Source organism: Dryocola clanedunensis, from assembly GCF_038405435.1.
Taxonomy (GTDB): domain Bacteria; phylum Pseudomonadota; class Gammaproteobacteria; order Enterobacterales; family Enterobacteriaceae; genus Dryocola; species Dryocola clanedunensis_A.
In genome coordinates this window covers 196,326-221,443 of the sequence record NZ_JBBYHZ010000002.1, presented here as the reverse complement: position 1 = coordinate 221,443, position 25,118 = coordinate 196,326, and the positions used below count along the sequence as shown (strand labels likewise).

Genomic DNA, 25,118 nt, shown 5'->3' with positions numbered 1-25,118 from the left:
CCGCGGCCCGTCTGTTTTTAACATCGCCTATGGAAAAAAATGGTCTTTTCAGTCAGCGCATTCGCTTGCGCCATCTCCACACCTTCGTGGCCGTCGCTCAACAGGGAACGCTGGGGCGCGCGGCCGAAACGCTTAATCTGAGCCAGCCTGCCCTGTCAAAAACGCTCAACGAGCTGGAGCAGCTCACCGGCACCCGCCTGTTCGACCGTGGCCGCCTCGGCGCGCAGCTGACGCTGGTTGGCGAACAGTTCCTCACCCATGCGGTAAAAGTACTGGATGCGCTGAACCATGCGGGCCAGTCCCTTAATCGCAAAGACGGGCAAACCTCGAGCATTGTCAGGATTGGCGCGCTGCCTACCGCCGCGCTGGGCATACTGCCTATGGTTATCGGCCAGTTTCATAAACAGCAAAGCGACGTGACGCTGCAGGTCGGCACCATGAACAACACCATGCTGCTGGCGGGGCTGAAATCTGGCGAGCTGGATCTGGGGATTGGGCGGATGTCCGACCCGGAGCTGATGACAGGGCTGAACTATGAGCTGCTGTTCCTGGAGTCGCTGAAGCTGGTGGTTCGGCCGGGGCATCCCCTTTTGCAGGAAAATATTACCTTAAGCCGCGTTATGGAATGGCCGGTTGTTGTCTCCCCGAAGGGAACCATACCGCGCCAGAATGCCGAAACGCTGCTGACAAGCCAGAACTGCAAGCTTCCGGCAACGTGCATAGAAACGCTCTCGGCGTCGCTTTCTCGCCAGCTTACCGTGGACTATAACTACGTCTGGTTTGTGCCGTCAGGGGCGGTGAAAGAGGATTTACGTCAGGGCACGCTGACGGCGCTGCCGGTGGCTACCCAGGGAGCCGGTGAACCTATCGGCATTCTGACCCGGGTGGACACTACGCTATCGCCTGCCGCCATGATCCTGCTGGCTTCAATTCGTAAGTCGATGCCGGGCTAATGGTCTCCATAAATCCCGGTGAATAACGCAGAGTTGATTCACCGGGATTTGTCAGATGACGCTTCTCACGACGCGGTTTTATTTTCAGGCGTCCAGCTCGTCAAAAACCTGCTGGGCAAGATGCATGGTGGCGTTGGCGGCGGGCAACCCGCAGTACAGCGCAGAATGCATGATCAGCTCTTTTATCTCGTCTTTTGTCACGCCGTTATTAAACGCCGCCCGCAGATGCATTTTCAGCTCTGCTTCACGGTTTAGCGCAATCAGCATCGCGATGGTGATCATGCTGCGCGTGTGGCGCTCAAGCCCCGGACGCGTCCAGATATCGCCCCAGGCGTAGCGGGTGATGAAATTCTGAAACTCGTCGTTCAGCGGCGTGATTTGCGTCAGCGTGCGGTCAACGTGGGCGTCACCCAGCACCGCGCGACGGACCTCCATTCCCTGCTGGTAGCGATCTTCATCCTTCATTATCTGGCCTCCTGCTGTTTGATGAACTTCACCAGGGCATCGGTGAAGGGCTGCGCTGCTTCAATACTGGCCAGGTGCGATGCGGCCACGCTCACCAGCTGCGAACCTGGGATCTGGGCCTGCATAAATTCGCTGTCCGCAAGCGTGGTAACCGGATCCTCCTGCCCTGCTATCAGCAGAACCGGGAGCGTTATCGCGCCAATTTCCGCCCGCAAATCGGCAGCGGCCAGCGCTTCACAGCAGGCGGCATACCCTTCAGCATCCGTGGCAGCAAGCCCAGCTACCAGCTCATCCACCTGCGCTTTGTTCTCCTTAACGAACGCTTCGGTGAACCAGCGCGCGGCGGCGCTTTCGGCAACGGCATCCATTCCGTCGCTGCGTACCGACCGCGCGCGGCTGAGCCAGCCGGACTGTTCGCCAATTTTAGCGGCGCTGTTCGACACGGTGACCGACAAAAAACGCTCCGGGGCAAAGCGGGCCAGCCACAGCCCGGTCAGGCCGCCCATTGAAATACCGCAGAAATGCGCCTGCTTAACCCCCGCGTCATCCATCACGCTGATGACGTCCTCCGCCAGCTGCGGCAGGCTCGTTTTGTCATTTTTGCTGGTCAGGCCGTGTCCGTGCGTGTCGTAGCGCAGCACCCGGAAATGCTCCAGCAGCGCGGCCATCTGCGGCTGCCACATTGCAAGCGTCGTCCCCAGCGAGTTCGCCAGGACGATAACCGGCGCATCGCTGCGCCCTTCAAGCTGATAATGGCTTGTCATGAATGCTCCTGTTGCTGCCCGGCACGCTCCAGCACCTGGCGGATGAAGTGTTCCGCGCAGCCGGTGGCGTGTTCAGGTTCGAGCAGATGGTTAATTTGTTGCCCGGTGAGATGCGGGGTGACCTCTGGATGCTGTGCCAGCAAAGTCGCCAGCGGAAGATGTTCGTCCAGCGCGCGGTGGCAGAGCTGTTCCACAAGATGATGCGCGGGCTGCTTGCCGATATGCTTTGCCAGCGCGAGCGTGACGGACTCCGCCATAATCAGACCGTGGGTGATATCCAGATTTGCGCGCATTTTCGCAGTATTCACCTGCATGCCGTTCAGCAGCTCCAGGGAGGTTTGCATTATGCCGCCCGAGAGCATCACCAGCTCGGGCAGCGTCTCCCATTCTGCCTGCCAGCCGCCGAGCGCGCGCTCATGCTGCTGGATCTGACTGGCATACAGCGTCGCCATCAGCCCTGGGACACGGGTAACGGCGTTAAGTACGGCGGCACAGCTAACCGGGTTGCGCTTGTGCGGCATAGTTGACGACCCGCCGCGCCCTTCCGCTACCGGTTCGCCCACTTCCGCAACCTCGGTTTGCATCAATAATGCGAAATCATTGGCGAATTTGCCCAGCGTGCTGCTCACCCCTGCGAACCAGCCCGCAATTTCAAGAAAGCGATCGCGCTGGGTGTGCCAGGGGGTATCCGCCTGGGCAAGGTTAAGCTCCCGCGCCAGGGCTTCGGTTACTTCCTTACCCTGAACTTTTAAAGATGCCAGCGTTCCCGCCGCGCCGCCCAGCTGAAGCACCAGCACGCGTGGCTTCAGCTGGTGCAATCGTTCCTGCCAGCGTAATAGCGCATCGAGCGTTCCCGCCAGCTTCAGCCCAAAGGTGATGGGCAAAGCGTGCTGCATCCAGGTGCGCCCTGGCATCACGCTGTGCCGGTGGCGTTGGATCTGCGCAACAAGCGAATCGATGAGTTTTATCAGCAGGGTTTCGGAGACCGCTATCGCCTCACGGATTTGCAGCACCATGCCGGTATCGATAGCGTCCTGGCTGGTGGCTCCCCAGTGAACGTAGCGGGCAGCCTGCTCCTGCTGTTTTTTCACATTGGCAGTCAGTTGCTTAACCAGCGGTATAGCCAGGTTTCCCGCACCTGCGGCAGACTGCGCCAGCGCGTCGGCATCAAACTTATCGGCCCGGCATTCGCCAGCGATGATGCTCACCGCCGACGTCGGTATCACGCCGCACTTCCCCTGCGCCGCAGCCAGCGCGGCCTCAAAATCCAGCATCCCCTGTAACGTACGCGCATCGCAGAATGTTTGCGTCAGCGCCGAGCCCCGTAACAGCGGGTTATACAATCCCATGCCTGCTCCTTAAACGCGTTCGATAATCAGTGCAATCCCCTGGCCTACGCCGATACACATCGTGCACAACGCGTAGCGGCCGCCGGTGCGTTTTAACTGGTACGCCGCCGTCATTGCCAGACGGCCGCCGGAAGCCCCCAGCGGATGGCCTAACGCGATGGCCCCGCCGTTCGGATTAACGTGTTCAGCGTCATCCGGCAGCCCTAAATCCCGCATCACCGCCAGCGCCTGGGCGGCGAAAGCCTCATTTAATTCAATCACATCCATCTGGCCGAGCGTTAGCCCCGTTTGCGCCAGCACTTTGCGAACGGCCGGTGCCGGGCCGAAGCCCATAATACGAGGCGCTACGCCTGCGGTTGCCACGCCGACAACTCTCGCCAGCGGCAGCAGACCGTTAGCGTTCAGGGCCTGTTCGCTTGCCAGCAGCAGCGCGCAGGCTCCGTCGTTTACGCCCGAAGCGTTACCCGCAGTAACCGTACCGTCAGCGCCCACAACTCCTTTCAGTTTAGCCAGCGCTTCACGCGAAGTGGATCGCGGATGTTCATCACGGTCGAACAGCAGCGCGTCGCCTTTGCGCTGCGGAACGAAAACCGGAATAAGCTCGTCGGCAAAGACGCCCGTCTCCTGGGCGCGGGCGGTGCGAAGCTGGCTGCGAAGCGCGAAGGCATCCTGATCTTCACGATTGATTCTGAAGTCGGTCGCCACGTTTTCGGCCGTTTCCGGCATTGAATCCACGCCGTACTGCGCCTTCATCAGCGGGTTGATAAAGCGCCAGCCGATGGTGGTATCTTCCATTTTCATGCTGCGGCTGAACGCGCTGTCAGATTTGCCCATCACAAACGGCGCCCGGGACATGCTTTCCACGCCGCCCGCAATCATCAGCTGCGTTTCACCGCTTTTTATTGCTCGCGCCGCCACGCCAATCGCATCCAGGCTTGAGCCGCAAAGCCGGTTGATAGTGCTGCCCGGTACGCTTTCCGGCAGGCCTGCCAGCAGCAGCGCCATACGCGCCACGTTGCGGTTGTCTTCCCCCGCCTGGTTCGCGCAGCCGTAAATCACGTCGTCGACAAGCGACCAGTCGAGATTTGGATGGCGCGCCATCAGCGCTTTCAACGGCAGTGCGGCGAGATCGTCAGCGCGCAAAGAAGAGAAGGACCCGCCGTAGCGGCCAAACGGAGTGCGCACTGCGTCGCAGATAAATGCCTGATTCATCATAGTTCCTTACGCGCTTTCTGCCAGCTGCTGGAAGCCCAGCCTGACCGGTGTGAGACGCTGTAGCTCTTCGAAAGAGAGGCCGTTGAAGATCTCCCGGACGACCGGGCCATCGTCGGTGATATCAATCACCGCAAGATCGGTATAAATGCGGCTGACGCAGCCTACGCCCGTCAGCGGATAGGTGCAGGTTTTAACGAGCTTGCACTCACCGTCGCGGGTCAGATGATCCATCATGACGAAGACCTGACGTGCGCCAATCGCCAGATCCATAGCGCCGCCTACTGCCGGAATGGCGTCCGGTGCGCCGGTGCTCCAGTTCGCCAGATCGCCCTGCGCAGACACCTGGTAAGCGCCGAGTACGCAAATATCAAGATGGCCGCCGCGCATCATGGCAAACGAGTCGCCGTGATGGAAAAAGCAGCCGCCCGTCAGCAGCGTAACGTGCTCTTTGCCGGCGTTGATAAGCTCCGGATCTTCTTCGCCCGGTGCCGGTTTCGGCCCCATGCCCAGCAGCCCGTTTTCGCTGTGCAGGAAAATTTCTTTGTCCGCTGGCAGATAGTTCGCGATGCGGGTCGGCAGGCCAATGCCAAGGTTGACGTACGCTCCCTCCGGGATATCACGCGCCACGCGCTGGGCCATTTCGTCACGAGTCAGTTTTTTCATCGGTTTTTTCCTTATGCGCTGCGGGCTGCGTCCGACAGGGTTTCCAGAGAGACAACGCGCTGGACGAAAATCCCCGGCGTCACCACGTTTTCCGGGTCAAGCTCGCCCAGGGCAACCAGACGGCTGACCTCAGCAATGGTGACCGCTGCCGCCGTCGCCATAATCGGCCCGAAATTACGCGCGGCTTTGCGATACACAAGATTGCCCCAGCGGTCGCCTTCATGGGCTTTGATCAGCGCGAAATCTGCCTTCAGTGGATATTCAAGAACGTAATGACGGCCGTCTATTTCGCGAGTCTCCTTCCCTTCTGCGAGCGGCGTTCCAAATCCGGTCGGGGTAAAAACCGCCCCGAGGCCTGAGCCTGCCGCCTGGATGCGGGCCGCCAGGTTGCCCTGTGGCACCAGCTCCAGCTCAACTTTGCCGCGGCGATAGAGGTCGTCGAAAATCTGGGAATCGACCTGGCGTGGGAAGGAGCAGATCATTTTGCGAACCCGCCCGGCTTTAAGCAGCGCCGCGAGCCCGACTTCACCGTTGCCCGCGTTGTTGTTGATGATGGTGAGGTCGCGGGCACCCTGCGCTATCAGCGCATCAATCAGGGCCGTTGGCTGGCCCGCGCTGCCGAAGCCGCCAATCATGATGGTCGCCCCGTCCTCGATCCCGGCTACGGCATCGCTTGGCGAAGCCACGCTTTTATTAATCATCACATGCTCCTTGAGGTGCGCTATTCGCACAAATTCGCGTTGTTCGCACAAAATGTGACGCGCTTAACGAAGCTGGTCAAGTTCGATAATCGAAATATGGTGCGATTATCGAACATCCTGTATGTTTGTTTTGAGAGTGTGATCGATGGCGATATTTCGGGAGAAAAAATGGAAAACCAACGGCAGGACTTACCGGCAGGCGATGGCGACCCGTTCAAGGGCGACCCTAATTTTATGGCAACGCTGGCCCGCGGGTTGGAAGTGATTCAGGCGTTTACCCCCCAACGCCGCCTGCTTTCAATTTCGCAGATTAGCCAGAAGACGGGTATCCCCCGCGCCGCCGTTCGCCGCTGCCTGTATACGCTGGGCAAGCTGGGCTTTGTCTACGCAGAAGACGGCAAAAACTTTCAGCTGCGCCCGCGGATCCTTTCCCTGGGCCATGCTTATCTGGCCTCCACGCCGCTGGCGAAATCCACCCAGCCGGTGCTTAAACACCTGAGCGAAATGCTCAACGAGTCCTGCTCGATTGCCACCCTGGACGGGGACGACATTTTGTATATCGCCCGCGCCTCCAGTTCGCGCATCATGACAATCGATCTGGATATCGGCAGCCGCCTGCCGGCCTGGTCCACGTCAATGGGCCGCGTGCTGCTGAGCTATCTGCCCGAAGAGCAGCTGACGGATTTCCTGGGGCGGATCACGATGATTCGCTATACGCCGCAAACGGTAGAGTCCGTGGCGAAACTGCGCGAGGAGCTGAAACGGGTGCATCAGCAGGGCTATGCCCTGAACGACCAGGAGCTGGAGATGGGGCTGCGTTCGATTGCCGTGCCGCTGGTTACTCCGGAAGGGGTTGTCGTCGCCGCTCTGAACGTGGGCGTTCATGCGGGACAGGTATCGGCGGATGAGCTGCGCAGCCGGGTGCTGCCCAAACTGCAGGAGGCCGCGCAGGAGTTGTCTTTGCTGCTGAAATAGCGGATCAGCGGCTGCGTTTGGCGTGGCGTTCCCAGTTGTCGAGCTTTGCCTGAGCGGATTTTTTCAGCGCCACGTAACAGGCGCCGCTGCCGCCGTGATGCGGCATCGCGCAGCAGAACGCCTGCACTTCTTCAAACTCCGTCAGCCAGCGGGCAAGGTAGCTGCGAATGATGTTGGCATGCGATCGGTCTTCGCGGCCCTTGCCATGCACAATCAGCAGGTTACGCAGTCCGTCCTGCTTCGCCTGCTGGAGATAAGCAAACAGCAGCTGGCGGCACTGTTCAACGGGCTGACGCAGGAGGTTAAGGCTGGCCTCCTGGCTGTATTTCCCCAGCCGGAGCTTATCCAGCACGCCGGTTTGCAGCCCTTCACGCTTGAATTCAAGCGGTGTAGCAAGGGGCACGACTTCCAGAAAGCCTGTAGTCAGGAAATTATCCAGCTGAAGGGCGTCGATTTTCTGAGGGACTTTCTCTTTAACCGGTTTGAGCCACTGGCTGCTAGCGCAGTTCTTCAGCGGTTTGACATCCTCCATGGCGTCCAGAAACAGCGATTTGTCGTCAAGGTTCATGAGCAATCCTCCGGTACCGGCAATCGGGGTACTATAACCGCAGCAATTCCCTTCCTCAACGGCTTCAACGAGCCGCTCAGGCCAGACCCCGGCAGCATTACTCTAAGGGATTATCATTTATGCCAATCTTTTGGGTAGCTGGCTGCGGCTTCTTATGGCGTGGTATCTTATTGACCAGCCGCCTGGCCGGGAATTCACCCGTGCCTGAAATGTCAGGGAGCGCATTATGCTGATACTGCTGGAAGACAAAATCACCACCCCGCTTGGGCCACTGTGGATCCTGTGTGATGAACAGTTCCGCCTGCGGGCCGTTGAGTGGGAGGAACACAGCGACCGCATGGTGCAACTACTGGGTGTTCACTATCGCGCCGAAGGCTATCAGCGCGTCAGCAGCACAAATCCAGGCGGCCTGAGCGACAGACTGCGTGATTATTTTGATGGCGATCTGAGCGTGATAGAAACTCTGCCTACGGCAACGGCGGGAACCGAGTTTCAGCGTGAGGTCTGGAAGACGCTGCGCACCATTCCCTGTGGTCAGGTGATGCATTATGGCCAGCTTGCGGAACAGCTTGGGCGCGCGGGTGCCGCCCGAGCGGTGGGCGCTGCTAATGGCTCAAATCCGGTGAGTATCGTTGTTCCCTGCCACAGAGTGATAGGTCGTAATGGCACGATGACAGGCTACGCGGGCGGCGTAACCCGCAAAGAGTGGCTTCTGCGGCACGAAGGCTACCTTCTGCTTTAGCCCTCTGACGACGCCATCTGACTGAACAGGCGAAAAATGCGCTGGCCTTCCACCATCAATATTTTGGACTTTCTTGATTTTCAATAAGATGGGGCCTAATAATTCACAGAATATATCATTAATTTCTGAATGGGGATTCTCCATACTTACGTGCCCGGCAAAAAGATGTTAAAATTGACCAATATCAATTACTGCCCGAGCATATCTATGATCCCTGAAAAGCGAATTATCCGACGCATTCAGTCTGGCGGTTGTGCTATCCATTGCCAGGATTGCAGCATCAGTCAATTGTGCATCCCTTTTACGCTCAACGAGCATGAGCTGGATCAGCTTGATAATATCATCGAGCGTAAAAAGCCAATCCAGAAGGGTCAGACCCTGTTTAAAGCGGGTGATGAACTGAAATCGCTGTACGCTATCCGTTCAGGGACCATCAAAAGCTATACCATCACCGAACAGGGTGACGAGCAGATCACCGGCTTCCATCTGGCGGGCGACCTGGTTGGCTTCGATGCTATCGGCACGGCGCACCACCCTAGCTTTGCGCAGGCCCTCGAAACCTCTATGGTTTGTGAAATTCCTTTCGAGACGCTGGATGATTTATCCGGGAAGATGCCTAACCTGCGCCAGCAGATGATGCGTCTGATGAGCGGTGAGATCAAAGGCGATCAGGACATGATCCTGCTGCTTTCTAAAAAGAATGCGGAAGAGCGCCTGGCGGCATTTATCTACAATCTGTCACGTCGTTTCGCGCAGCGCGGCTTCTCCCCTCGCGAATTCCGCCTGACCATGACCCGCGGCGATATCGGTAACTATCTGGGTCTGACGGTCGAAACCATCAGCCGTCTGCTGGGGCGTTTCCAGAAGAGCGGTATGCTGGCGGTCAAAGGCAAATACATCACCATCGAAAATACCGAACTGCTCTCGCAGCTCGCAGGACAGTCACGCAGCGTTGCCTGATTTCTCCTTTCCCGTGCCGGATCGCTTTTTTCTATGTTTTTGATCCGGCAACGGCTTCCCACCTGTTTCAATCCCCTCTTATGGGTTAATCTTACTTAACAGACTGTGGTTGAGCAGTTGTAAGGAGACCCTGTATGGCAAAGTATCAAAACATGCTAGTCGCGATCGATCCTAACCAGGACGACCAGCCTGCCTTGCGGCGTGCGGTTTATCTGCACCAACGGATTGGCGGCAGAATCAAAGCATTCTTGCCGATCTACGATTTTTCCTACGAGATGACCACCCTCTTATCTCCCGACGAGCGCACGGCCATGCGCAAAGGCGTTATCAGCCAGCGCGCGGCCTGGATCAAAGAACAGGCGCAGTATTACATCGAGGCCGGCATCCCCATTGAAATCAAAGTGGTGTGGCACAACCGTCCTTTTGAAGCCATCATTCAGGAAATCATCAGCGGTGGTCACGATCTGCTGCTGAAAATGACCCACCAGCACGACAAGCTCGAAGCCGTGATTTTCACCCCCACCGACTGGCACCTGCTGCGTAAATGCCCGTGCCCTGTCTGGATGGTAAACGACAGGCCGTGGCCTGAAGACGGCAAGGCGCTGGTAGCCGTAAACCTTGCGAGCGAAGAGCAGTACCACAACGCGCTGAACGAAAAGCTGGTTAAAGAGACCATTCGGCTGGCGGAAGATGTTAACCACACGGAAGTTCACCTGGTGGGGGCATACCCGGTCACCCCTATTAACATCGCCATCGAGTTGCCTGATTTTGACCCGAGCGTCTATAACGATGCGATACGCGGTCAGCATCTTGTTGCCATGAAGGCCATCCGCCAGCAGTTTGGCATCGACGAAAAAATGACCCACGTCGAGAAGGGCCTGCCGGAAGAGGTCATCCCCGATCTTGCCGAACACCTGCAGGCTGGGATTGTGGTGCTGGGCACCGTCGGTCGTACGGGGCTTTCCGCCGCGTTCCTGGGTAACACCGCTGAACAGGTTATCGATCATCTGCGCTGCGATTTGCTGGTCATTAAACCGGACTCGTTCCAGACGCCGGTTGAGCTGGACGACGATGAAGACGATTAATTACTGATGCTAATAAAAGGCCGCCCGTGCAGAACATGGGCGGCCTTTTTGTTTAACAGGGTGCTTAACCCGCATGCCAGACGCCTGCGTGGCGGGGATACTCCCCCGCCACTGACCTGCAAAACGCCGCGTTTACTCCTTACGGCAGGCTAATGATGCCACCATCTCCATGCCGCCATTTCTGATGTGTAATTCACAGAGTGAATCCTTTATCAGAAATATAATCATGAGGATTGTCAGACAGATAACTATCGTACTGAACAACTTATTTTGTGACGACATCTTCGCCTCCTGCGTTGCAAACACAATGTTAAGAGGCTACTATCATGGGGTCTAGGCATGAGAGGGCCTCGGGTTGGGTTAACTAACTCGGGGCTTTTTTCTGCCTGCTTTTCGCCATGGGGTTCGAAGCCGACAGCTTCAGCACCCGGTCACATTTTACCCACCCCCATCTTCCGACGCTACTTTTTATTCCATAGATTCAAGCGGTTGAATGTAACGTTGCATTCATTTTGCAAATATTAAGTCGCAAAAAAAAACCGCCCCGAAAGGCGGCTTTGTGAATCGTCTCGCAAATCAGAGCGATTTCAGGATCGCTTCAACGCTCGCCTTGGCATCGCCAAACAGCATCTGCGTATTGTCCTTAAAGAACAGCGGGTTCTGTACGCCAGCATAGCCGGTGTTCATTGAACGTTTGAAGACAATGACGTTCTGCGCTTTCCATACTTCCAGCACCGGCATACCGGCGATTGGGCTGCGCGGATCTTCCTGTGCCGCCGGGTTAACCGTATCGTTGGCGCCGATCACCAGCACGGTGTCGGTATCGGTGAAATCATCGTTGATTTCATCCATTTCAAGCACCACGTCATAAGGCACGCGCGCTTCAGCCAGCAGGACGTTCATGTGTCCCGGTAAACGCCCCGCCACAGGGTGAATGCCGAAGCGTACTTTAATACCGCGAGCACGAAGCTTCTCGGTGATTTCTGCCACCGGATACTGAGCCTGCGCAACCGCCATGCCGTATCCAGGGGTGATGATCACAGAGCTGGAGTTCTTCAGCATTTCTGCTGTTTCTTCCGCCGTGATTTCACGGTGTTCACCCGCTTCTTCATCGTCACCGGTAGAAGAACCGTCCGTACCGAAGCCACCCGCAATCACGCTGATGAAAGAACGGTTCATCGCCTTACACATGATGTAAGACAGAATCGCACCAGAAGAACCTACCAGCGCACCCGTTACGATCAGCAGGTCGTTGCTGAGCATAAAGCCCGCTGCCGCTGCGGCCCAGCCGGAGTAGGAGTTCAGCATCGAAACCACAACCGGCATATCCGCACCGCCGATTGAGGCCACCAGGTGCCAGCCAATCACCAGCGCGATGATAGTCATCAACAGCAGCGCCAGAACCTGCAGGCCCACGCTTTCGGTGCGCACAAACACGATCAGTAGCGCAAACGAAATGACGATTGCCGCCAGATTCAGCTTGTGACGGTTTGGCAGCATCAGCGGCTTAGAGGAGATTTTTCCGCGCAGCTTGCCGAACGCCACGATAGAACCCGTGAAGGTTACCGCGCCAATGAAGATGCCGAGGAACACCTCGGTTAAATGGATGTTTTCCATCACCGGCTCAAGGCCAGGCGCGTGATCCAGGTAGCTGTTGAAGCCAACCAGAACGGCCGCCAGGCCAACAAAGCTGTGCAGGATCGCCACCAGCTCTGGCATTTCAGTCATTTCGACCTTCTTCGCCAGATGGATGCCGATAGCGCCACCGATAACCATGGCCACGATAATCCATACCACGTTGCCCGTTTCCGGCCCGAAGATGGTTGCCACCAGCGCGATGGCCATACCGGCCATGCCAAACAGGTTGCCCTGCTTAGAGGTCTCGTGCTTTGAAAGCCCTGCAAGGCTGAAAATAAACAGGATCGCGGCAACAATGTATGCAGCTGTAACTAATCCACCAGACATTTGTTACCCCTTAGTTCTTCCGGAACATTTTCAGCATGCGCTGAGTGACGGTGAATCCACCGAAAATATTAATACTGGCAATCAGCACGGCTATAAAGCTCAGGAAGCTGACCCAGCCACCGTGACCAATCTGCAACAGCGCGCCAACCACGATAATCCCTGAAATGGCGTTAGTTACCGACATTAACGGCGTATGCAGCGCGTGAGAGACGTTCCAGACCACGTAATAACCTACCACGCACGCCAGCGCGAAGACGGTAAAGTGTCCCAGGAACTCTTTCGGCGCGACGTCGGCAAGCCAGCCGAAGAGGATGATAGCCAGCGCCATAAATGCATATTTACGCCATGGTGAAGCCGGTTTTTTCTCTTCAACGGGAGCGGCAGCTTTAGGCTGCGCGGCCTGAGGCTGAGCAGAAACCTGAATCGGCGGTGCAGGCCATGTGACTTCACCTTCGCGAATTACCGTTACGCCACGGATCACCACGTCTTCAAAATCGACGTTAATGTTGCCGTCTTTTTCTTTGGCCAGCAGCTTAAGGAGGTTAACGAGGTTGGTGCCATAGAGCTGCGAGGACTGCGTCGGCAGACGACCTGGCAAATCCGTATAGCCAATAACGCGCACGCCATTTGGCGTAACGGTGATTTTATCTGCCACGGTGTATTCGCAGTTACCGCCGTTCTGGGCCGCCAGATCGACAATCACGCTTCCCGGCTGCATGGAATCAACCATTTCGCGGGTAATAAGTTTTGGTGCAGGTTTGCCCGGGATCAGCGCCGTGGTGACGATGATATCGACTTCTTTTGCCTGAGCGGCAAAAAGTGCCATTTCCGCTTCAATGAACGCAGCGGACATAACTTTAGCGTAACCATCGCCGCTACCGGCTTCTTCTTTGAAGTCGAGTTCGAGGAACTCTGCGCCCATACTCTGGACCTGCTCTTTAACTTCAGGGCGGGTGTCGAAGGCACGAACGATAGCGCCGAGGCTGTTAGCTGCGCCGATGGCCGCAAGGCCCGCAACGCCAGCGCCGATAACCATCACTTTTGCCGGTGGGACTTTACCTGCGGCGGTGATCTGCCCGGTAAAGAAGCGGCCAAATTCATGGGCAGCCTCAACAATGGCGCGATAGCCGGCAATGTTTGCCATGGAGCTCAGGGCATCAAGAGACTGGGCGCGTGAGATACGCGGCACGGAGTCCATCGCCATCACGGTTACATTGCGCGCCGCCAGTTTTTCCAGCAGCTCCGCATTTTGCGCAGGCCAGATAAAGCTGACCAGCGTTGAACCCTCACGCATCAGCGCAATTTCGCTGTCCTGCGGAGCATTCACTTTTAAAATGATATCTGACTGCCAGACGTCCGCCGTGTTGGTAACGGTGGCTCCTGCCAGTTGAAACGCTTCGTCGTCGAAGCTCGCCAGCTTCCCTGCGCCACTTTCAATGGCGACAGTGAACCCAAGTTTCAGCAGCTGCTCCACGGTCTTCGGTGTGGCAGCCACGCGGGATTCACCGGCCCACCGCTCTTTTGGTACACCAATACGCATAGTATTCCCTTCCATCTGTTTTTTATGATGGTTTGTCAGATTGTCGCAGCAAACTCATGTGTTGCCCCTGAAGTCTGACCAACGCAATTTCCGTTACTGCTTCAACAAAAAATACATCTGTAACAAACTTTTTATAACCTACTGAAAATAACGCCTGTGATCCACATCATGATCGCAGTATTTGTATCTTTACCGCAAAATCTCAGGGTAAATGCCTTCAGACAGCTCTTTTAAACTAAATTTCTTTCTCAATGCCTGATATTACGCTTAAGCGAAGCGGCAAAACAGGCATCTACACGGGTTCAAAACGGTGATTTAACATTGCATTAACCAAATAAGTGATAAGATTTATCGCTTTTAGTGGTCAACAAGGCAATTCCCGCACCTATAAATTTTCGTTATGAAAATTAACTGCCTGGACAAACACCACTTTTAAAAATGGCGCAGACAGTAGCACTATTTCAATGCAATAATCTGCGGCTTACAGATACTTTCAGAGAATGCGGTTAAGTATTCATTTTTGCGCAAGGCGAAGGATTATTTTATGAAGCTCAAGAACACCCTTCTGGCGTCAGCACTTATCTCCCTGACCACCCTGTCCGTGCAGGCGGCCCAGGAACTGACTCCAGAGCAAGCGGCCTCTCTTAAACCTTTTGATCGCATCGTCGTTACGGGTCGTTTTAATGCGATCAGCGACGCGGCCAAAGCCGTTTCTCGCCGTGCAGACGATGCAGGCGCCGCTTCTTTCTATATTCAGGATCTCAACGACACCGGTAACAGCGGCAACTGGCGCGTCGTAGCAGATGTGTTCCACGCAGATGCGCCTAAAGCGGACGTCAAAGGCAACCGCGTGATTAACGGCGTGATGGAGCTGCCAAAGGAGCAGGCCTACCTGCTGGAGCCATTCGATACCGTTACGGTTCAGGGCTTTTACCGCAGCCAGCCGGAAGTGAATGACGTCATCACCAAAGCGGCTAAGGCCAAAGGTGCTGCCTCTTTCTTCATCGTGCGTCAGGTTGATGCCAACCAGGGCGGCAACCAGCGTATCACCGCGTTTATCTATAAAGCCGATGCTAAAAAACGCGTGGTGCAAAGTGCGGATGCTATCCCTGCCGATTCACAAGCAGGTAAGGCCGCCCTCGCTGCTGGCGGCGCAGAAGCGGCTAAAGTTGAAATCCCGGGCGTGGCTACCTCTTCATCCCCGTCAACTGACGTTGGTCGCTTCTTTGAAACCCAGTCTTCTAAAGGTGGCCGTTACACTGTAACGCTTCCGGACGGAACCAAAGTCGAAGAGGTGAATAAAATCACCGCCGCTCAGATGGTGCCGTTCGACAATATTCAGTTTACCGGCCACTTTAACGGCATGACCGACGTGTCCTATCAGGTCGCGAAGCGTGCTGCCAAAAAAGGTGCGAAGTATTATCACGTAACGCGCCAGTGGCAGGAGCGTGGCGGCAATATGACCGTCAGCGCAGACCTCTTTAAATAAGAGTGTTTTTCCTTCAGGGCAGCCGCGGCTGCCCTTTTTTATGTCCTCTTTTTACCCGATTAGTCCAAATTATGGTGCATGTCATTGCAAGCAGAGTTCAGTGTCCGTAAAATCCCGCGCCTTAGTGTGATCCTCCATTTTTATGCGCTAAAGCATAATAATTATTCTGGGTCCTTTCTTACACTTACAGGACACCTATGGAAAAGAAACTTGGCCTTGCCGCATTAACCGCCCTGGTGCTTAGTTCAATGCTCGGCGCCGGGGTGTTTAGCCTGCCGCAAAATATGGCGGCCGTTGCAAGCCCCGCGGCACTGCTTATCGGCTGGGCGATTACCGGAGCGGGTATCCTCCTGCTGGCGCTGGCGATGCTGGTTCTGACCCGCCTGCGTCCCGAGCTGGACGGCGGCATTTTTACCTATGCCCGGGAAGGTTTCGGTGAGCTTATCGGCTTTTTCTCTGCGTGGGGCTACTGGCTCTGCGCGGTAATAGCCAATGTCTCCTACCTGGTGATCGTCTTTTCCGCTTTAAGTTTCTTCACCGATACTCCAGCGCTGCGCATCTTTGGCGACGGCAACACCTGGCAGGCGATAGTCGGCGCGTCGGTCCTGCTGTGGATGGTCCACTGGCTGGTGCTGCGTGGCGTACAGACTGCGGCGAGTATTAATCTGGTGGCGACGCTCGCCAAGCTTCTCCCGCTGGGTATGTTTGTTGTTCTGGCCGCCATGGCATTTCAGCTGCGAACCTTCAGCCTCGACTTTAGCGGACTGGAATTAGGGGTGCCGGTGTGGGAGCAGGTTAAGAACACCATGCTGATCACGTTATGGGTATTCATCGGCGTAGAGGGCGCGGTGGTCGTTTCTGCTCGTGCCCGCAATAAAAAGGACGTTGGGCGCGCAACGCTGCTGGCAGTAATAGCTGCGCTCGGCGTGTATCTGCTGGTGACATTGTTGTCGCTTGGTGTCGTCGCCCGCCCGGAGCTGGCGACAATGCGCAACCCATCGATGGCAGGGATCATGGTCGACATGATGGGTCCATGGGGTGAAGTTATTATTGCTGCCGGACTGATTGTTTCGGTTTGTGGCGCTTACTTAAGCTGGACGATTATGGCCGCCGAAGTCCCGCTGCTGGCCGCAACCCATAAAGCATTTCCGAAGATCTTTGCTCGTCAGAATAAAAACAACGCCCCTTCGGCCTCCCTGTGGCTGACAAACATCAGCGTTCAGGTCTGCCTGGTGCTGATCTGGCTTACCGGCTCTGATTACAACACGCTGCTGACGATTGCCTCCGAGATGATCCTCGTCCCCTATTTCCTGGTGGGGGCATTTTTACTGAAGGTTGCAACTCGCCCGTTGCATAAAGCTATCGGTCTTGGCGCCTGCATTTATGGTTTATGGTTACTTTACGCATCTGGCCCGATGCACCTGCTGCTCTCGGTGGTATTGTATGCGCCTGGATTACTGGTCTTTATCTATGCCCGCAGCACGCACACCCATGAGGGAACGCTGAAAGTGAAGGAAAAAGCGATTATCGGCATGATGCTGGTGGCTGCCTTCCCGGCAACGTGGATACTGGTCAGATAACATCTTTCTGCCGCGAGTCACGAGGAACCATTAATGTTTGCAGAGCCAACCCCAGCCCCAATTTTGATAACCGGCGCCGGTCGCCGTATCGGGCTTGCCCTTGCAAAATCGTTCCTCGCCCGCCGTCTGCCAGTGATTGTAACTTTTCGGACTCGATACCCAGCGATAGATGAACTCGAAGCCGCCGGGGCGTTCTGCCTGTTTGCTGATTTTTCCACTGAGGCGGGCATCCGCACCTTTGCTGATGACGTGATGGGACGCTGCAGCAGCCTCAGAGCAGTTATTCATAATGCCAGCGCATGGCAGGCGGAGTCGGCGGACGTGCCGTTAAGCGATACGCTGGCCGCCATGCTTCAGATTCATGTTAACACCCCCTACCTTCTTAACCATCTGCTGGAACCGCTGCTCCGCGGCCAGGGACAAGCCGGCGCCGATATTATTCATTTTACTGATTACGTCGTGGAGCGCGGCAGTGAAAAGCACATCGCCTATGCGGCCAGTAAAGCAGCGCTGGATAACCTTACCCGTTCGTTTGCCCGTAAGCTTGCGCCTGAAATAAAGGTCAACGCCATCGCCCCGGCCATGATCATGTTTAACGAGCAGGATGATGCGGAGTACCGTAAGGCTGCGCTCAATAAATCATTAATGAAAATTGCGCCCGGTGAAGCGGAAATTGTGGCGCTGGTTAATTATCTGCTTGAGAGCCGGTACGTTACCGGCAGAACGTTCGCCGTAGACGGCGGCCGTCCCCTGCGCTGATTCTTCGATTAAAGTTGTTTACCCGCCATTGATGGCATAATAGATTTCCTCAGTGTATTTTCCTCTTTTCTGCAAATGTGCCGGGCTATGAATAAAATCGTATACGTGGAAGATGATGCTGAAGTGGGCTCGCTGATTGCCGCCTACCTTGGGAAACACGACATTGATGTCATCGTCGAAAGCCGCGGCGACCGCGCGGAAGAAGTCATTAAACAACAGCAGCCTGACCTGGTGCTGCTGGACGTGATGCTCCCCGGCAAAGATGGCATGACGCTCTGTCGGGACCTGCGCCCGCAGTGGGACGGCCCCATCGTGCTGCTGACCTCGCTGGACAGCGACATGAACCATATTCTGTCGCTGGAAATGGGCGCCAACGATTATATTCTGAAGACCACGCCCCCCGCGGTGCTGCTCGCAAGGCTGCGCCTGCATCTGCGGCAAAGAATTTCTGCGCAGCACACCGCTGAAACCACTCCAGCGGCGCTGAAACCGCATAAAGCGATGCGTTTTGGCACGCTGTGCATCGACCCGCTGAACCGGCAGGTTACTTTAGGCGAAGAGAATATCGCGCTGTCGACGGCAGATTTCGACTTACTGTGGGAGCTGGCGACGCATGCGGGGCAGATTATGGACCGGGATGCGCTGCTGAAAAACCTGCGGGGAGTGAGTTATGACGGGATGGACAGAAGCGTGGACGTTGCTATCTCGCGACTGCGCAAGAAGCTGTACGACAGCGCAACGGAGCCGTTCCGTATAAAAACCGTGCGTAATAAAGGCTATCTTTTCGCACCGCACGCCTGGGAAAGCGAAGCCTGAATTCAGCTCAGGCTCGCTATCAGGTTTAGTGGTGCAGCATTTCGTCCACGACCTGCGCCTTCGTCATGTTGTAAGGGTAAAACGTCGGCCAGTTATCCATTTCTTTCAGCAGCGCGGCTTGGGAATCGTTGCCCATAAAAATATGGTAGTGCGAAGACTTCCGTGGGCCAATAATATGATCGCTGAACTGCACATATTTTGGCGCCTTTGACGCGGCGTCCTGACATTCAAAAAGGTAGCGAACCCCTTTTTTCCCGGAGGTGTAATTCAGGATCTTGTAGCCTGCGTAAGCGTATTCACAGGAGTTAACCTGTTTGCCAACGTGAAACTCCATAACGTTATTTTCGATGCCAATCATATCAACGTCAGTAGCATAGCCTGCCTTGTAATAGGCCTGCAGGTCAGCGAGCGACTTGCCCGTTTTTTTGGCTTTCTGCTCGAGAACCGGCGTTAAGTCGCCGTCCAGCAAATAAGGATTCACCGATTGCCAGATGCCCTCCCAGTCGCTTAGCGAACGGTCCTTTACGTTCGAATTATCAAATACTCCCTCGCTCGCTTTTTGTTCCACTTCCGTCAATGGCTTACCGTGATGGTGAGCGTGTGCCATGGCATGCGAACTACTTAATAAAGCGCCTAACCCCAGAATATAAAATACGTTCTTCATCTTATTACGCTCTCCTGCGTCGCTATCGGTTTAACTGAAATGTTATATCATAACATTTGGCAGAATCAACCACGCTCTCCGTAGGGATGCGCCGCGCGTGCCGCCCTGTTTTCATAGCCAGCCAGAAAAGACACGGGCATACTCTTGTTCCGGTAAGGTCCCGTCAGACGGCGGTGAGTCAACGTAATCAGGCTGGCTAATTTCGATGAAGAAACTTTTTATTCAGTTTTATCTCCTGCTGTTCGTCTGCTTTCTGGTGATGACGATGCTGGTCGGGCTGGTCTATAAATTTACCGCCGAGCGGGCCGGCCGCCAGTCGCTCGACGATTTAATGAAAAGCTCGCTGTACCTGATGCGCAGCGAACTCCGCGAAATCCCGCCGCGCGACTGGAATAAAACCATCAACGATCTCGACCTCAACCTATCTTTTAAGCTGAACATCGAACCGATGAGCAAGTTTAAGCTGGATGAGATGACCGCCCGCCACCTGCGGGAAGGTGAAATTGTCGCCCTTGACGATGAGTACACTTTTATCCAGCGCATCCCCCGCAGCCATTACGTGCTGGCGGTTGGCCCTATTCCCTATCTCTTCTTCCTGCACCAGATGCGCCTGCTGGACGTCGGTCTGATGATTTTTATCGCCATCTCACTCGCCTTCCCGGTGTTCATCTGGATGCGCCCGCACTGGCAGGACATGCTTAAACTGGAGACGGCGGCACAGCGCCTGGGGAAAGGCCATCTTAACGAGCGGATTCACTTCGACAGCGCCTCGAGCTTTGAGCGCCTCGGCGTTGCCTTCAACCAGATGGCGGACAATATCAATGCGCTTATCGCAAGCAAAAAGTTACTGATTGACGGTATCGCACATGAGCTGCGCACGCCGCTGGTTCGCCTGCGCTATCGGCTTGAAATGAGTGAAAACCTGACCGAAGAAGAATCCCAGGCTCTGAATCGTGATATCGGCCAGCTTGAGGGGCTGATTGATGAGCTGCTGACCTACGCCCGCCTGGACAGGCCGCGGACTGAGCTGCACCTGACAGCGGTAAATCTGCCTGAGTGGATGCGAAATCATATTGCTGATGTGCGCGTGATTCACCCGCATCGTGAAATTGCTCTGCAATGCCCTGCGGTGGGTGACTTCGGCCAGGTCGATCTGCGCCTTCTTGAGCGCGTAACGGATAATCTGATTAACAACGCCCTGCGCTACAGCCAGCAGCAGCTGAGCGTAAGTCTGCGCCTCGATCGGCAAATCGCCACGCTGGTAGTTGAAGACGACGGCCCCGGCATTCCGGTGGAGGAGCGTGAGCATGTTTTCCAGCCGTTCGTCCGCCTGGATCCCAGCCGCGACAGGGCAACCGGCGGCTGCGGCTTAGGACTGGCGATTGTTCATTCCGTCGCGATGGCTATGGGAGGAGCTGTCCGCGTAGACAGCGGGCCACTGGGCGGCGCACGTTTTCATTTTAGCTGGCCGGTCACCTCCTTTAAACCCGAACTAAATCCCGCGCAGGAATCAAAAACCGCCTGACCTGCCTGACACAGAATACGCCGGTGGTCAGGTTGTCGCCGACGTGCTATAACCCTATAAGTATGTTGTAACTAAAGTGGGTGCACAATGGCGAATTACGATCTGATTGAACGGTTAACCTCGACGTTCCGGGAGCTGGAACGTGACCTGCTGCTGCTAAGTGGTCAGCTGGACGGCTATCGGCTGCTGGTGGGCCGCGTATTTGCCCTGCCCGCCATTGAGAAAGGTAGCGAACACGAACCGCTCAACGAGATTGAAGTCACGCAGAAAATCGGCAAAGACGCCCATGAGGCGGCGCTTGCCCACTTCACCCGCCTCTTCATCCAGCAGCAGTCGGAAAAAATCAGCAGCAAGGCTGCGGTGCGCCTTCCCGGCGCCCTGTGCTACAGCGTGAACGTTGATGAATATCAGCAGACTCATGAGCTGGTCGCGCGGGTTAACCAGCGTAAGATCGAACTGGAAAAGATCATCAGCGTCGAATCAGGCCTTGCCAGCGTGCAGCGCTTCGAATGGGTACATCGCCATATTCCGGGGCTGATAACGCTTAACGCCTATCGCGCTATCTCGATAGTTGATAACCCAACCACCCTGCGCTTTGGCTGGGCTAACAAGCAAATCATCAAAAATATGACGCGGCATGAGGTGATGGTGATGCTGGAAAAAAGCCTGAAGGCAAACCGCGCCGTGCCGCCCTATACCCGCGAGCAGTGGGCGGAGCAGATCGAGCGCGAACTTAACAACGTCGCGATGCTACCCGCCAGCACGAAGCTGAAGATTAAACGTCCGGTAAAGGTCCAGCCGGTGGCCCGCGTCTGGTATCAGGAACAGCAGAAGCAGGTGCAGCTCGCCTGCCCTTCACCGCTGCTAGTACTGTGCCAGCAGGACAACGGCGAAGCGCCGCCGGAAATTGGCGAACTGCTGAATTACGATGCGGAGAATATCCGCTATCGCTATAAGCCCGAGGCGCAGGCTTTAAAGTTACTGATTCCGAGGCTCCATTTGTACTGCGAGCAATAATAAAGCGCCTCAACCGAGGCGCATAAAAGCTTACTGCCGCATGCTGCCGACCATCTCTTCTGGCCGCACCCACGCGTCGAACTCGTCTTCCGTGAGGTAGCCCAGCTTCAGGGCGGAGGCCTTTAAGGTCAGCCCCTCTTTATGGGCCTTCTTGGCGATTTCCGCCGCCTTGTCGTAGCCGATATGGGTATTGAGCGCCGTCACCAGCATCAGCGATTCGTTTAACAGCTGGCTGATACGGTCCCGGTTTGGCTCGATGCCGACGGCACAATGCTCGTTAAAGCTTTCCATGCCGTCCGCCAGCAGGCGAACAGACTGCAGAACGTTATGGATAACCATCGGGCGATAGACGTTCAGCTCGAAATTCCCGGATGCCCCGCCCATGTTCACCGCCACGTCGTTGCCCATCACCTGACAGCACAGCATCGTCATCGCTTCGCACTGCGTTGGGTTCACCTTGCCCGGCATGATTGAGCTGCCCGGCTCGTTTTCAGGAATGGCGATTTCGCCGATGCCGCAGCGCGGGCCGGATGAGAGCCAGCGAACGTCGTTAGCAATTTTCATCAGCGATGCGGCCAGCCCCTTCAGCGCGCCATGCGCGTGAACCAGCGCATCGCAGGTAGCCAGCGCCTCAAATTTATTCGGCGCGGTGACAAACGGCTGACGGGTAATATCGGCCAGCTCTTTTGCTACCCGGACGGCATATTCCGGGTGCGTGTTCAGCCCGGTGCCCACGGCGGTGCCGCCAAGAGCCAGCTCCGCCACGTGCGGCAGGCTGTGTTCGATATGTTTGAGATTATGCTCCAGCATCGCCACCCAGCCGGAGATCTCCTGGCCGAGCGTTAACGGCGTGGCGTCCTGCAGGTGGGTGCGGCCAATTTTGACGATATCGCGGAAGGCTTCCGCTTTCGCCTGCAGCGTCTCTTTCAGCACCTTAAGCTGCGGGATTAACTCTTCGCGTACCGCAATAAGCGCGGCGACGTGCATCGCCGTCGGGAATACGTCGTTAGAACTCTGGCTTTTGTTCACATCATCATTAGGGTGAACCACGCGCTCCATGCCGCGCACGCCGCCAAGGATTTCACTTGCCCGGTTCGCCAGCACCTCGTTCATATTCATGTTGCTTTGCGTGCCCGAACCCGTTTGCCAGATAGCCAGCGGGAACTCATCGGGATGTTTACCCGCCAGCACCTCGTCGGCGGCTGCGAGTATTGCTTTTCCCCGCTCTGCCGGCAGCAGGCCAAGATCCATGTTCACCTTAGCGGCAGCACGCTTGGTCAGCGCCAGCGCCTGGATGAGCGCCGTGGGCATTTTTTCCGTGGAGATGCGGAAATGCTCAAGCGAGCGCTGCGTCTGCGCCCCCCAGAGCCTATCAGCCGGAACATCAATGGGTCCCATAGAGTCTTTTTCAATACGACTGGATGCCATTTCACTCTCCTTTCAGATAAAAAAAACCGCCCGGTTGGGCGGCTTCATAATGTTATTTCACGCATCGATTGCACTGGGAGGCGTGTATTTTCTGGAAGAAGTCGTTGCCCTTGTCATCTACCAGAATAAAGGCCGGGAAGTCCTCGACCTCGATTTTCCAGATAGCCTCCATGCCCAGCTCGGGGTACTCAACGCAGGTGAGGCTTTTGATACTTTGCTGTGCCAGCACCGCAGCCGGGCCGCCAATGCTGCCCAGATAGAAGCCGCCGTGCTTGTGGCAAGCATCCGTAACCTGCTGGCTACGGTTGCCTTTCGCCAGCATCACCATGCTGCCGCCGTTGGCCTGCAGCAAATCCACATAGGAGTCCATGCGCCCTGCCGTCGTTGGCCCAAGCGAACCTGATGCGTACCCGTCCGGCGTTTTGGCCGGGCCCGCGTAGTACACAGGGTGATCTTTAATGTACTGCGGCAGCCCCTCGCCGTTATCGATACGCTCTTTGAGCTTAGCGTGTGCGATGTCGCGTGCCACAATAATAGTCCCGCTCAGGGAAAGACGCGTGGAAACAGGATACTGAGAAAGCTGCTTCAGGATCTCGCTCATCGGGCGATTCAGATCGACTTTAACGGCTTCCCCTTCCCCCGCCTGGCGCAGTTCCTGCGGGATAAATTTGCCTGGATTGTGCTCCAGCTTTTCTAACCAGATGCCGTCACGGTTGATCTTCGCTTTGATGTTGCGGTCCGCAGAGCAGGATACGCCCATGCCCACCGGGCAGGATGCACCGTGGCGAGGCAGACGAACGACGCGGATATCATGCGCGAAGTATTTACCGCCAAACTGCGCGCCAAGGCCGAGATTCTGCGCTTCTTTCAGCAGCTCTTCTTCCAGCTGAATATCGCGGAACGCCTGACCGTGCTCGTTACCTTCGGTGGGCAGACCATCGTAATACTTGGTTGAAGCGAGCTTCACCGTTTTAAGCGTGGATTCTGCCGAAGTGCCGCCAATCACAAATGCGACGTGGTACGGCGGGCAGGCTGCGGTGCCCAGACTGCGCATTTTCTCGACCAGATAATCTTTCAGTTTGCCCGGACTGAGCAGCGCTTTAGTTTCCTGATAAAGATAGGTTTTGTTCGCGGACCCGCCCCCTTTAGCGATGCAGAGGAATTTGTATTCAGCCCCGTCAACACTGTACAGGTCGATCTGCGCAGGCAGGTTGGTTCCGGTGTTCACCTCTTTGTACATATCCAGCGCGGCGTTTTGCGAATAGCGCAGGTTATCTTCAATGTAGGTGTTGTAGATCCCCTGCGAGAGCGCGGCTTCATCGCCGCCGCCGGTCCAGACGCGCTGGCCCTTTTTACCGGTGATGATTGCAGTCCCCGTATCCTGGCACGTTGGCAGGATACCCTTTGCAGCAATCTCCGAGTTACGCAGGAACTGCAGCGCCACGTATTTATCGTTTTCGCTCGCTTCGGGGTCGGCCAGAATATCGGCAACCTGCTGCTGGTGCGCCGGGCGCAGCATAAAAGAGGCATCGTGGAAGGCGTGTTGCGCCAGCAGGGTCAGGGCTTTGGGGTCAACTTTCAGGACTTCCTGCCCTTCGAACTCCGAGACGGAGACGTAATCTTTGCTCAGCAGGTAGTATTCGGTTTCGTCTTTTTTTAACGGGAACGGCTCTTGATAATGAAAGGCTTTATTCGACATTGTTCTCTCACTTACGACATCAGCTACGTTAATTAATCGGGCTTCGGATGCGGCTTGCGCACCGTGTTAAAAAATTAATCACAATATGCTACACAATTTTTTAACAAAAACTGAGACTAATACGACTTTTTACTGCCCTGGTTACTTCCCCACGGATAATTGGTTTAATAGTCGGAATCTTATCTACATTACAACA

General features: G+C 55.9%; 24 protein-coding genes. 11 read left to right on the top strand and 13 right to left on the bottom strand.

Annotation, left to right across the window (positions count from 1 at the left end):
• Nucleotides 1-29: 29 nt before the first annotated feature.
• On the top strand, nucleotides 30-953 hold the full coding sequence (locus tag AAE045_RS05100) for a LysR substrate-binding domain-containing protein (protein ID WP_455546758.1): 924 nt from the start codon (nucleotides 30-32) through the stop codon (nucleotides 951-953).
• 84 nt (nucleotides 954-1,037) lie between these two features.
• Here AAE045_RS05100 and pcaC read toward each other — a convergent pair whose 3' ends face one another.
• The 6 genes from pcaC to AAE045_RS05070 are packed head-to-tail and all read right to left on the bottom strand — an operon-like array spanning nucleotide 1,038 to nucleotide 6,110.
• Nucleotides 1,038-1,418 carry a 4-carboxymuconolactone decarboxylase gene (gene pcaC, locus AAE045_RS05095; RefSeq protein WP_455546757.1) on the bottom strand — a complete coding sequence of 127 codons (381 nt, stop codon included), beginning with the start codon at nucleotides 1,416-1,418 and terminating at the stop codon, nucleotides 1,038-1,040.
• Nucleotides 1,418-2,182: a 3-oxoadipate enol-lactonase gene (gene pcaD, locus AAE045_RS05090; RefSeq protein ID WP_455546756.1), complete on the bottom strand. Its 765-nt coding sequence runs from the start codon at nucleotides 2,180-2,182 to the stop codon at nucleotides 1,418-1,420. The genes pcaC and pcaD overlap by 1 nt, the downstream gene beginning before the upstream one ends.
• Complete coding sequence (locus tag AAE045_RS05085; protein WP_455546755.1) at nucleotides 2,179-3,531, bottom strand: 3-carboxy-cis,cis-muconate cycloisomerase; 1,353 nt, start codon at nucleotides 3,529-3,531, stop codon at nucleotides 2,179-2,181. Before AAE045_RS05085 ends, pcaD begins: the two co-directional genes overlap by 4 nt.
• A 9-nt stretch (nucleotides 3,532-3,540) precedes the next feature.
• Entirely contained in the window at nucleotides 3,541-4,743 is a 1,203-nt protein-coding gene (gene pcaF, locus AAE045_RS05080) for a 3-oxoadipyl-CoA thiolase (protein ID WP_455546754.1), read from the bottom strand.
• 9 nt (nucleotides 4,744-4,752) lie between these two features.
• The gene (locus AAE045_RS05075) at nucleotides 4,753-5,409 is read right to left on the bottom strand and encodes a 3-oxoacid CoA-transferase subunit B (protein ID WP_455546753.1); all 657 of its coding nucleotides are present in this window, start codon (nucleotides 5,407-5,409) and stop codon (nucleotides 4,753-4,755) included.
• Nucleotides 5,410-5,420: 11 nt separating this feature from the next.
• Nucleotides 5,421-6,110 (bottom strand): 3-oxoacid CoA-transferase subunit A, encoded by a 690-nt coding sequence (locus AAE045_RS05070; RefSeq protein ID WP_455546752.1) that lies wholly within the window; start codon nucleotides 6,108-6,110, stop codon nucleotides 5,421-5,423.
• Between the two features lie 168 nt (nucleotides 6,111-6,278).
• Here AAE045_RS05070 and AAE045_RS05065 point away from each other — a divergent pair, with 168 nt between their 5' ends.
• On the top strand, nucleotides 6,279-7,085 hold the full coding sequence (locus AAE045_RS05065) for an IclR family transcriptional regulator domain-containing protein (RefSeq protein WP_455546751.1): 807 nt from the start codon (nucleotides 6,279-6,281) through the stop codon (nucleotides 7,083-7,085).
• 4 nt (nucleotides 7,086-7,089) lie between these two features.
• Here the strand turns inward: AAE045_RS05065 and smrA are convergent, their stop codons facing one another.
• Nucleotides 7,090-7,653 (bottom strand): DNA endonuclease SmrA, encoded by a 564-nt coding sequence (gene smrA, locus AAE045_RS05060; RefSeq protein WP_455546750.1) that lies wholly within the window; start codon nucleotides 7,651-7,653, stop codon nucleotides 7,090-7,092.
• A gap of 226 nt (nucleotides 7,654-7,879) precedes the next feature.
• Here smrA and ogt point away from each other — a divergent pair, with 226 nt between their 5' ends.
• From ogt to uspE, 3 genes are all read left to right on the top strand, one after another.
• Nucleotides 7,880-8,395 carry a methylated-DNA--[protein]-cysteine S-methyltransferase gene (ogt, locus tag AAE045_RS05055; RefSeq protein WP_455546749.1) on the top strand — a complete coding sequence of 172 codons (516 nt, stop codon included), beginning with the start codon at nucleotides 7,880-7,882 and terminating at the stop codon, nucleotides 8,393-8,395.
• 207 nt (nucleotides 8,396-8,602) lie between these two features.
• Nucleotides 8,603-9,355 carry a fumarate/nitrate reduction transcriptional regulator Fnr gene (gene fnr, locus AAE045_RS05050; protein WP_455547168.1) on the top strand — a complete coding sequence of 251 codons (753 nt, stop codon included), beginning with the start codon at nucleotides 8,603-8,605 and terminating at the stop codon, nucleotides 9,353-9,355.
• Between the two features lie 134 nt (nucleotides 9,356-9,489).
• The gene (uspE, locus tag AAE045_RS05045) at nucleotides 9,490-10,440 is read left to right on the top strand and encodes a universal stress protein UspE (RefSeq protein WP_455546748.1); all 951 of its coding nucleotides are present in this window, start codon (nucleotides 9,490-9,492) and stop codon (nucleotides 10,438-10,440) included.
• A 132-nt stretch (nucleotides 10,441-10,572) separates the two neighbouring features.
• On the opposite strand, the gene AAE045_RS05040 is transcribed toward uspE, so the two are convergent.
• The 3 genes from AAE045_RS05040 to pntA form a co-directional block, all read right to left on the bottom strand.
• On the bottom strand, nucleotides 10,573-10,722 hold the full coding sequence (locus AAE045_RS05040) for a Hok/Gef family protein (RefSeq protein WP_455546747.1): 150 nt from the start codon (nucleotides 10,720-10,722) through the stop codon (nucleotides 10,573-10,575).
• A gap of 294 nt (nucleotides 10,723-11,016) precedes the next feature.
• Entirely contained in the window at nucleotides 11,017-12,405 is a 1,389-nt protein-coding gene (gene pntB, locus AAE045_RS05035; protein WP_455546746.1) for a Re/Si-specific NAD(P)(+) transhydrogenase subunit beta, read from the bottom strand.
• Nucleotides 12,406-12,415: 10 nt separating this feature from the next.
• The gene (gene pntA / locus AAE045_RS05030) at nucleotides 12,416-13,945 is read right to left on the bottom strand and encodes a Re/Si-specific NAD(P)(+) transhydrogenase subunit alpha (protein WP_455546745.1); all 1,530 of its coding nucleotides are present in this window, start codon (nucleotides 13,943-13,945) and stop codon (nucleotides 12,416-12,418) included.
• Nucleotides 13,946-14,489: 544 nt separating this feature from the next.
• On the opposite strand from pntA, the gene ydgH reads away from it, so the two are divergent.
• The 4 genes from ydgH to rstA all read left to right on the top strand — a co-directional run bounded on the left by ydgH (nucleotide 14,490) and on the right by rstA (nucleotide 18,589).
• Nucleotides 14,490-15,434: a DUF1471 family protein YdgH gene (gene ydgH, locus AAE045_RS05025; protein ID WP_455546744.1), complete on the top strand. Its 945-nt coding sequence runs from the start codon at nucleotides 14,490-14,492 to the stop codon at nucleotides 15,432-15,434.
• Between the two features lie 197 nt (nucleotides 15,435-15,631).
• Nucleotides 15,632-17,014: an amino acid permease gene (locus tag AAE045_RS05020; protein ID WP_455546743.1), complete on the top strand. Its 1,383-nt coding sequence runs from the start codon at nucleotides 15,632-15,634 to the stop codon at nucleotides 17,012-17,014.
• A gap of 33 nt (nucleotides 17,015-17,047) precedes the next feature.
• Nucleotides 17,048-17,773 carry a dihydromonapterin reductase gene (gene folM, locus AAE045_RS05015; protein ID WP_455546742.1) on the top strand — a complete coding sequence of 242 codons (726 nt, stop codon included), beginning with the start codon at nucleotides 17,048-17,050 and terminating at the stop codon, nucleotides 17,771-17,773.
• Between the two features lie 87 nt (nucleotides 17,774-17,860).
• Nucleotides 17,861-18,589: a two-component system response regulator RstA gene (rstA, locus tag AAE045_RS05010; protein ID WP_455546741.1), complete on the top strand. Its 729-nt coding sequence runs from the start codon at nucleotides 17,861-17,863 to the stop codon at nucleotides 18,587-18,589.
• A gap of 25 nt (nucleotides 18,590-18,614) precedes the next feature.
• Here rstA and zinT read toward each other — a convergent pair whose 3' ends face one another.
• A complete protein-coding gene (gene zinT / locus AAE045_RS05005; protein WP_455546740.1) occupies nucleotides 18,615-19,253 on the bottom strand; it encodes a metal-binding protein ZinT in 639 nt (212 codons plus the stop codon).
• A 205-nt stretch (nucleotides 19,254-19,458) separates the two neighbouring features.
• On the opposite strand from zinT, the gene rstB reads away from it, so the two are divergent.
• Complete coding sequence (gene rstB / locus AAE045_RS05000; RefSeq protein ID WP_455546739.1) at nucleotides 19,459-20,778, top strand: two-component system sensor histidine kinase RstB; 1,320 nt, start codon at nucleotides 19,459-19,461, stop codon at nucleotides 20,776-20,778.
• A gap of 87 nt (nucleotides 20,779-20,865) precedes the next feature.
• The gene (tus, locus tag AAE045_RS04995) at nucleotides 20,866-21,795 is read left to right on the top strand and encodes a DNA replication terminus site-binding protein (RefSeq protein ID WP_455546738.1); all 930 of its coding nucleotides are present in this window, start codon (nucleotides 20,866-20,868) and stop codon (nucleotides 21,793-21,795) included.
• Nucleotides 21,796-21,825: 30 nt separating this feature from the next.
• Here the strand turns inward: tus and fumC are convergent, their stop codons facing one another.
• Both fumC and fumA read right to left on the bottom strand, forming a co-directional pair.
• A complete protein-coding gene (gene fumC, locus AAE045_RS04990) occupies nucleotides 21,826-23,223 on the bottom strand; it encodes a class II fumarate hydratase (protein WP_455546737.1) in 1,398 nt (465 codons plus the stop codon).
• Nucleotides 23,224-23,275: 52 nt separating this feature from the next.
• A complete protein-coding gene (gene fumA / locus AAE045_RS04985; RefSeq protein WP_455546736.1) occupies nucleotides 23,276-24,922 on the bottom strand; it encodes a class I fumarate hydratase FumA in 1,647 nt (548 codons plus the stop codon).
• Between the last annotated feature and the right edge of the window lie 196 nt (nucleotides 24,923-25,118).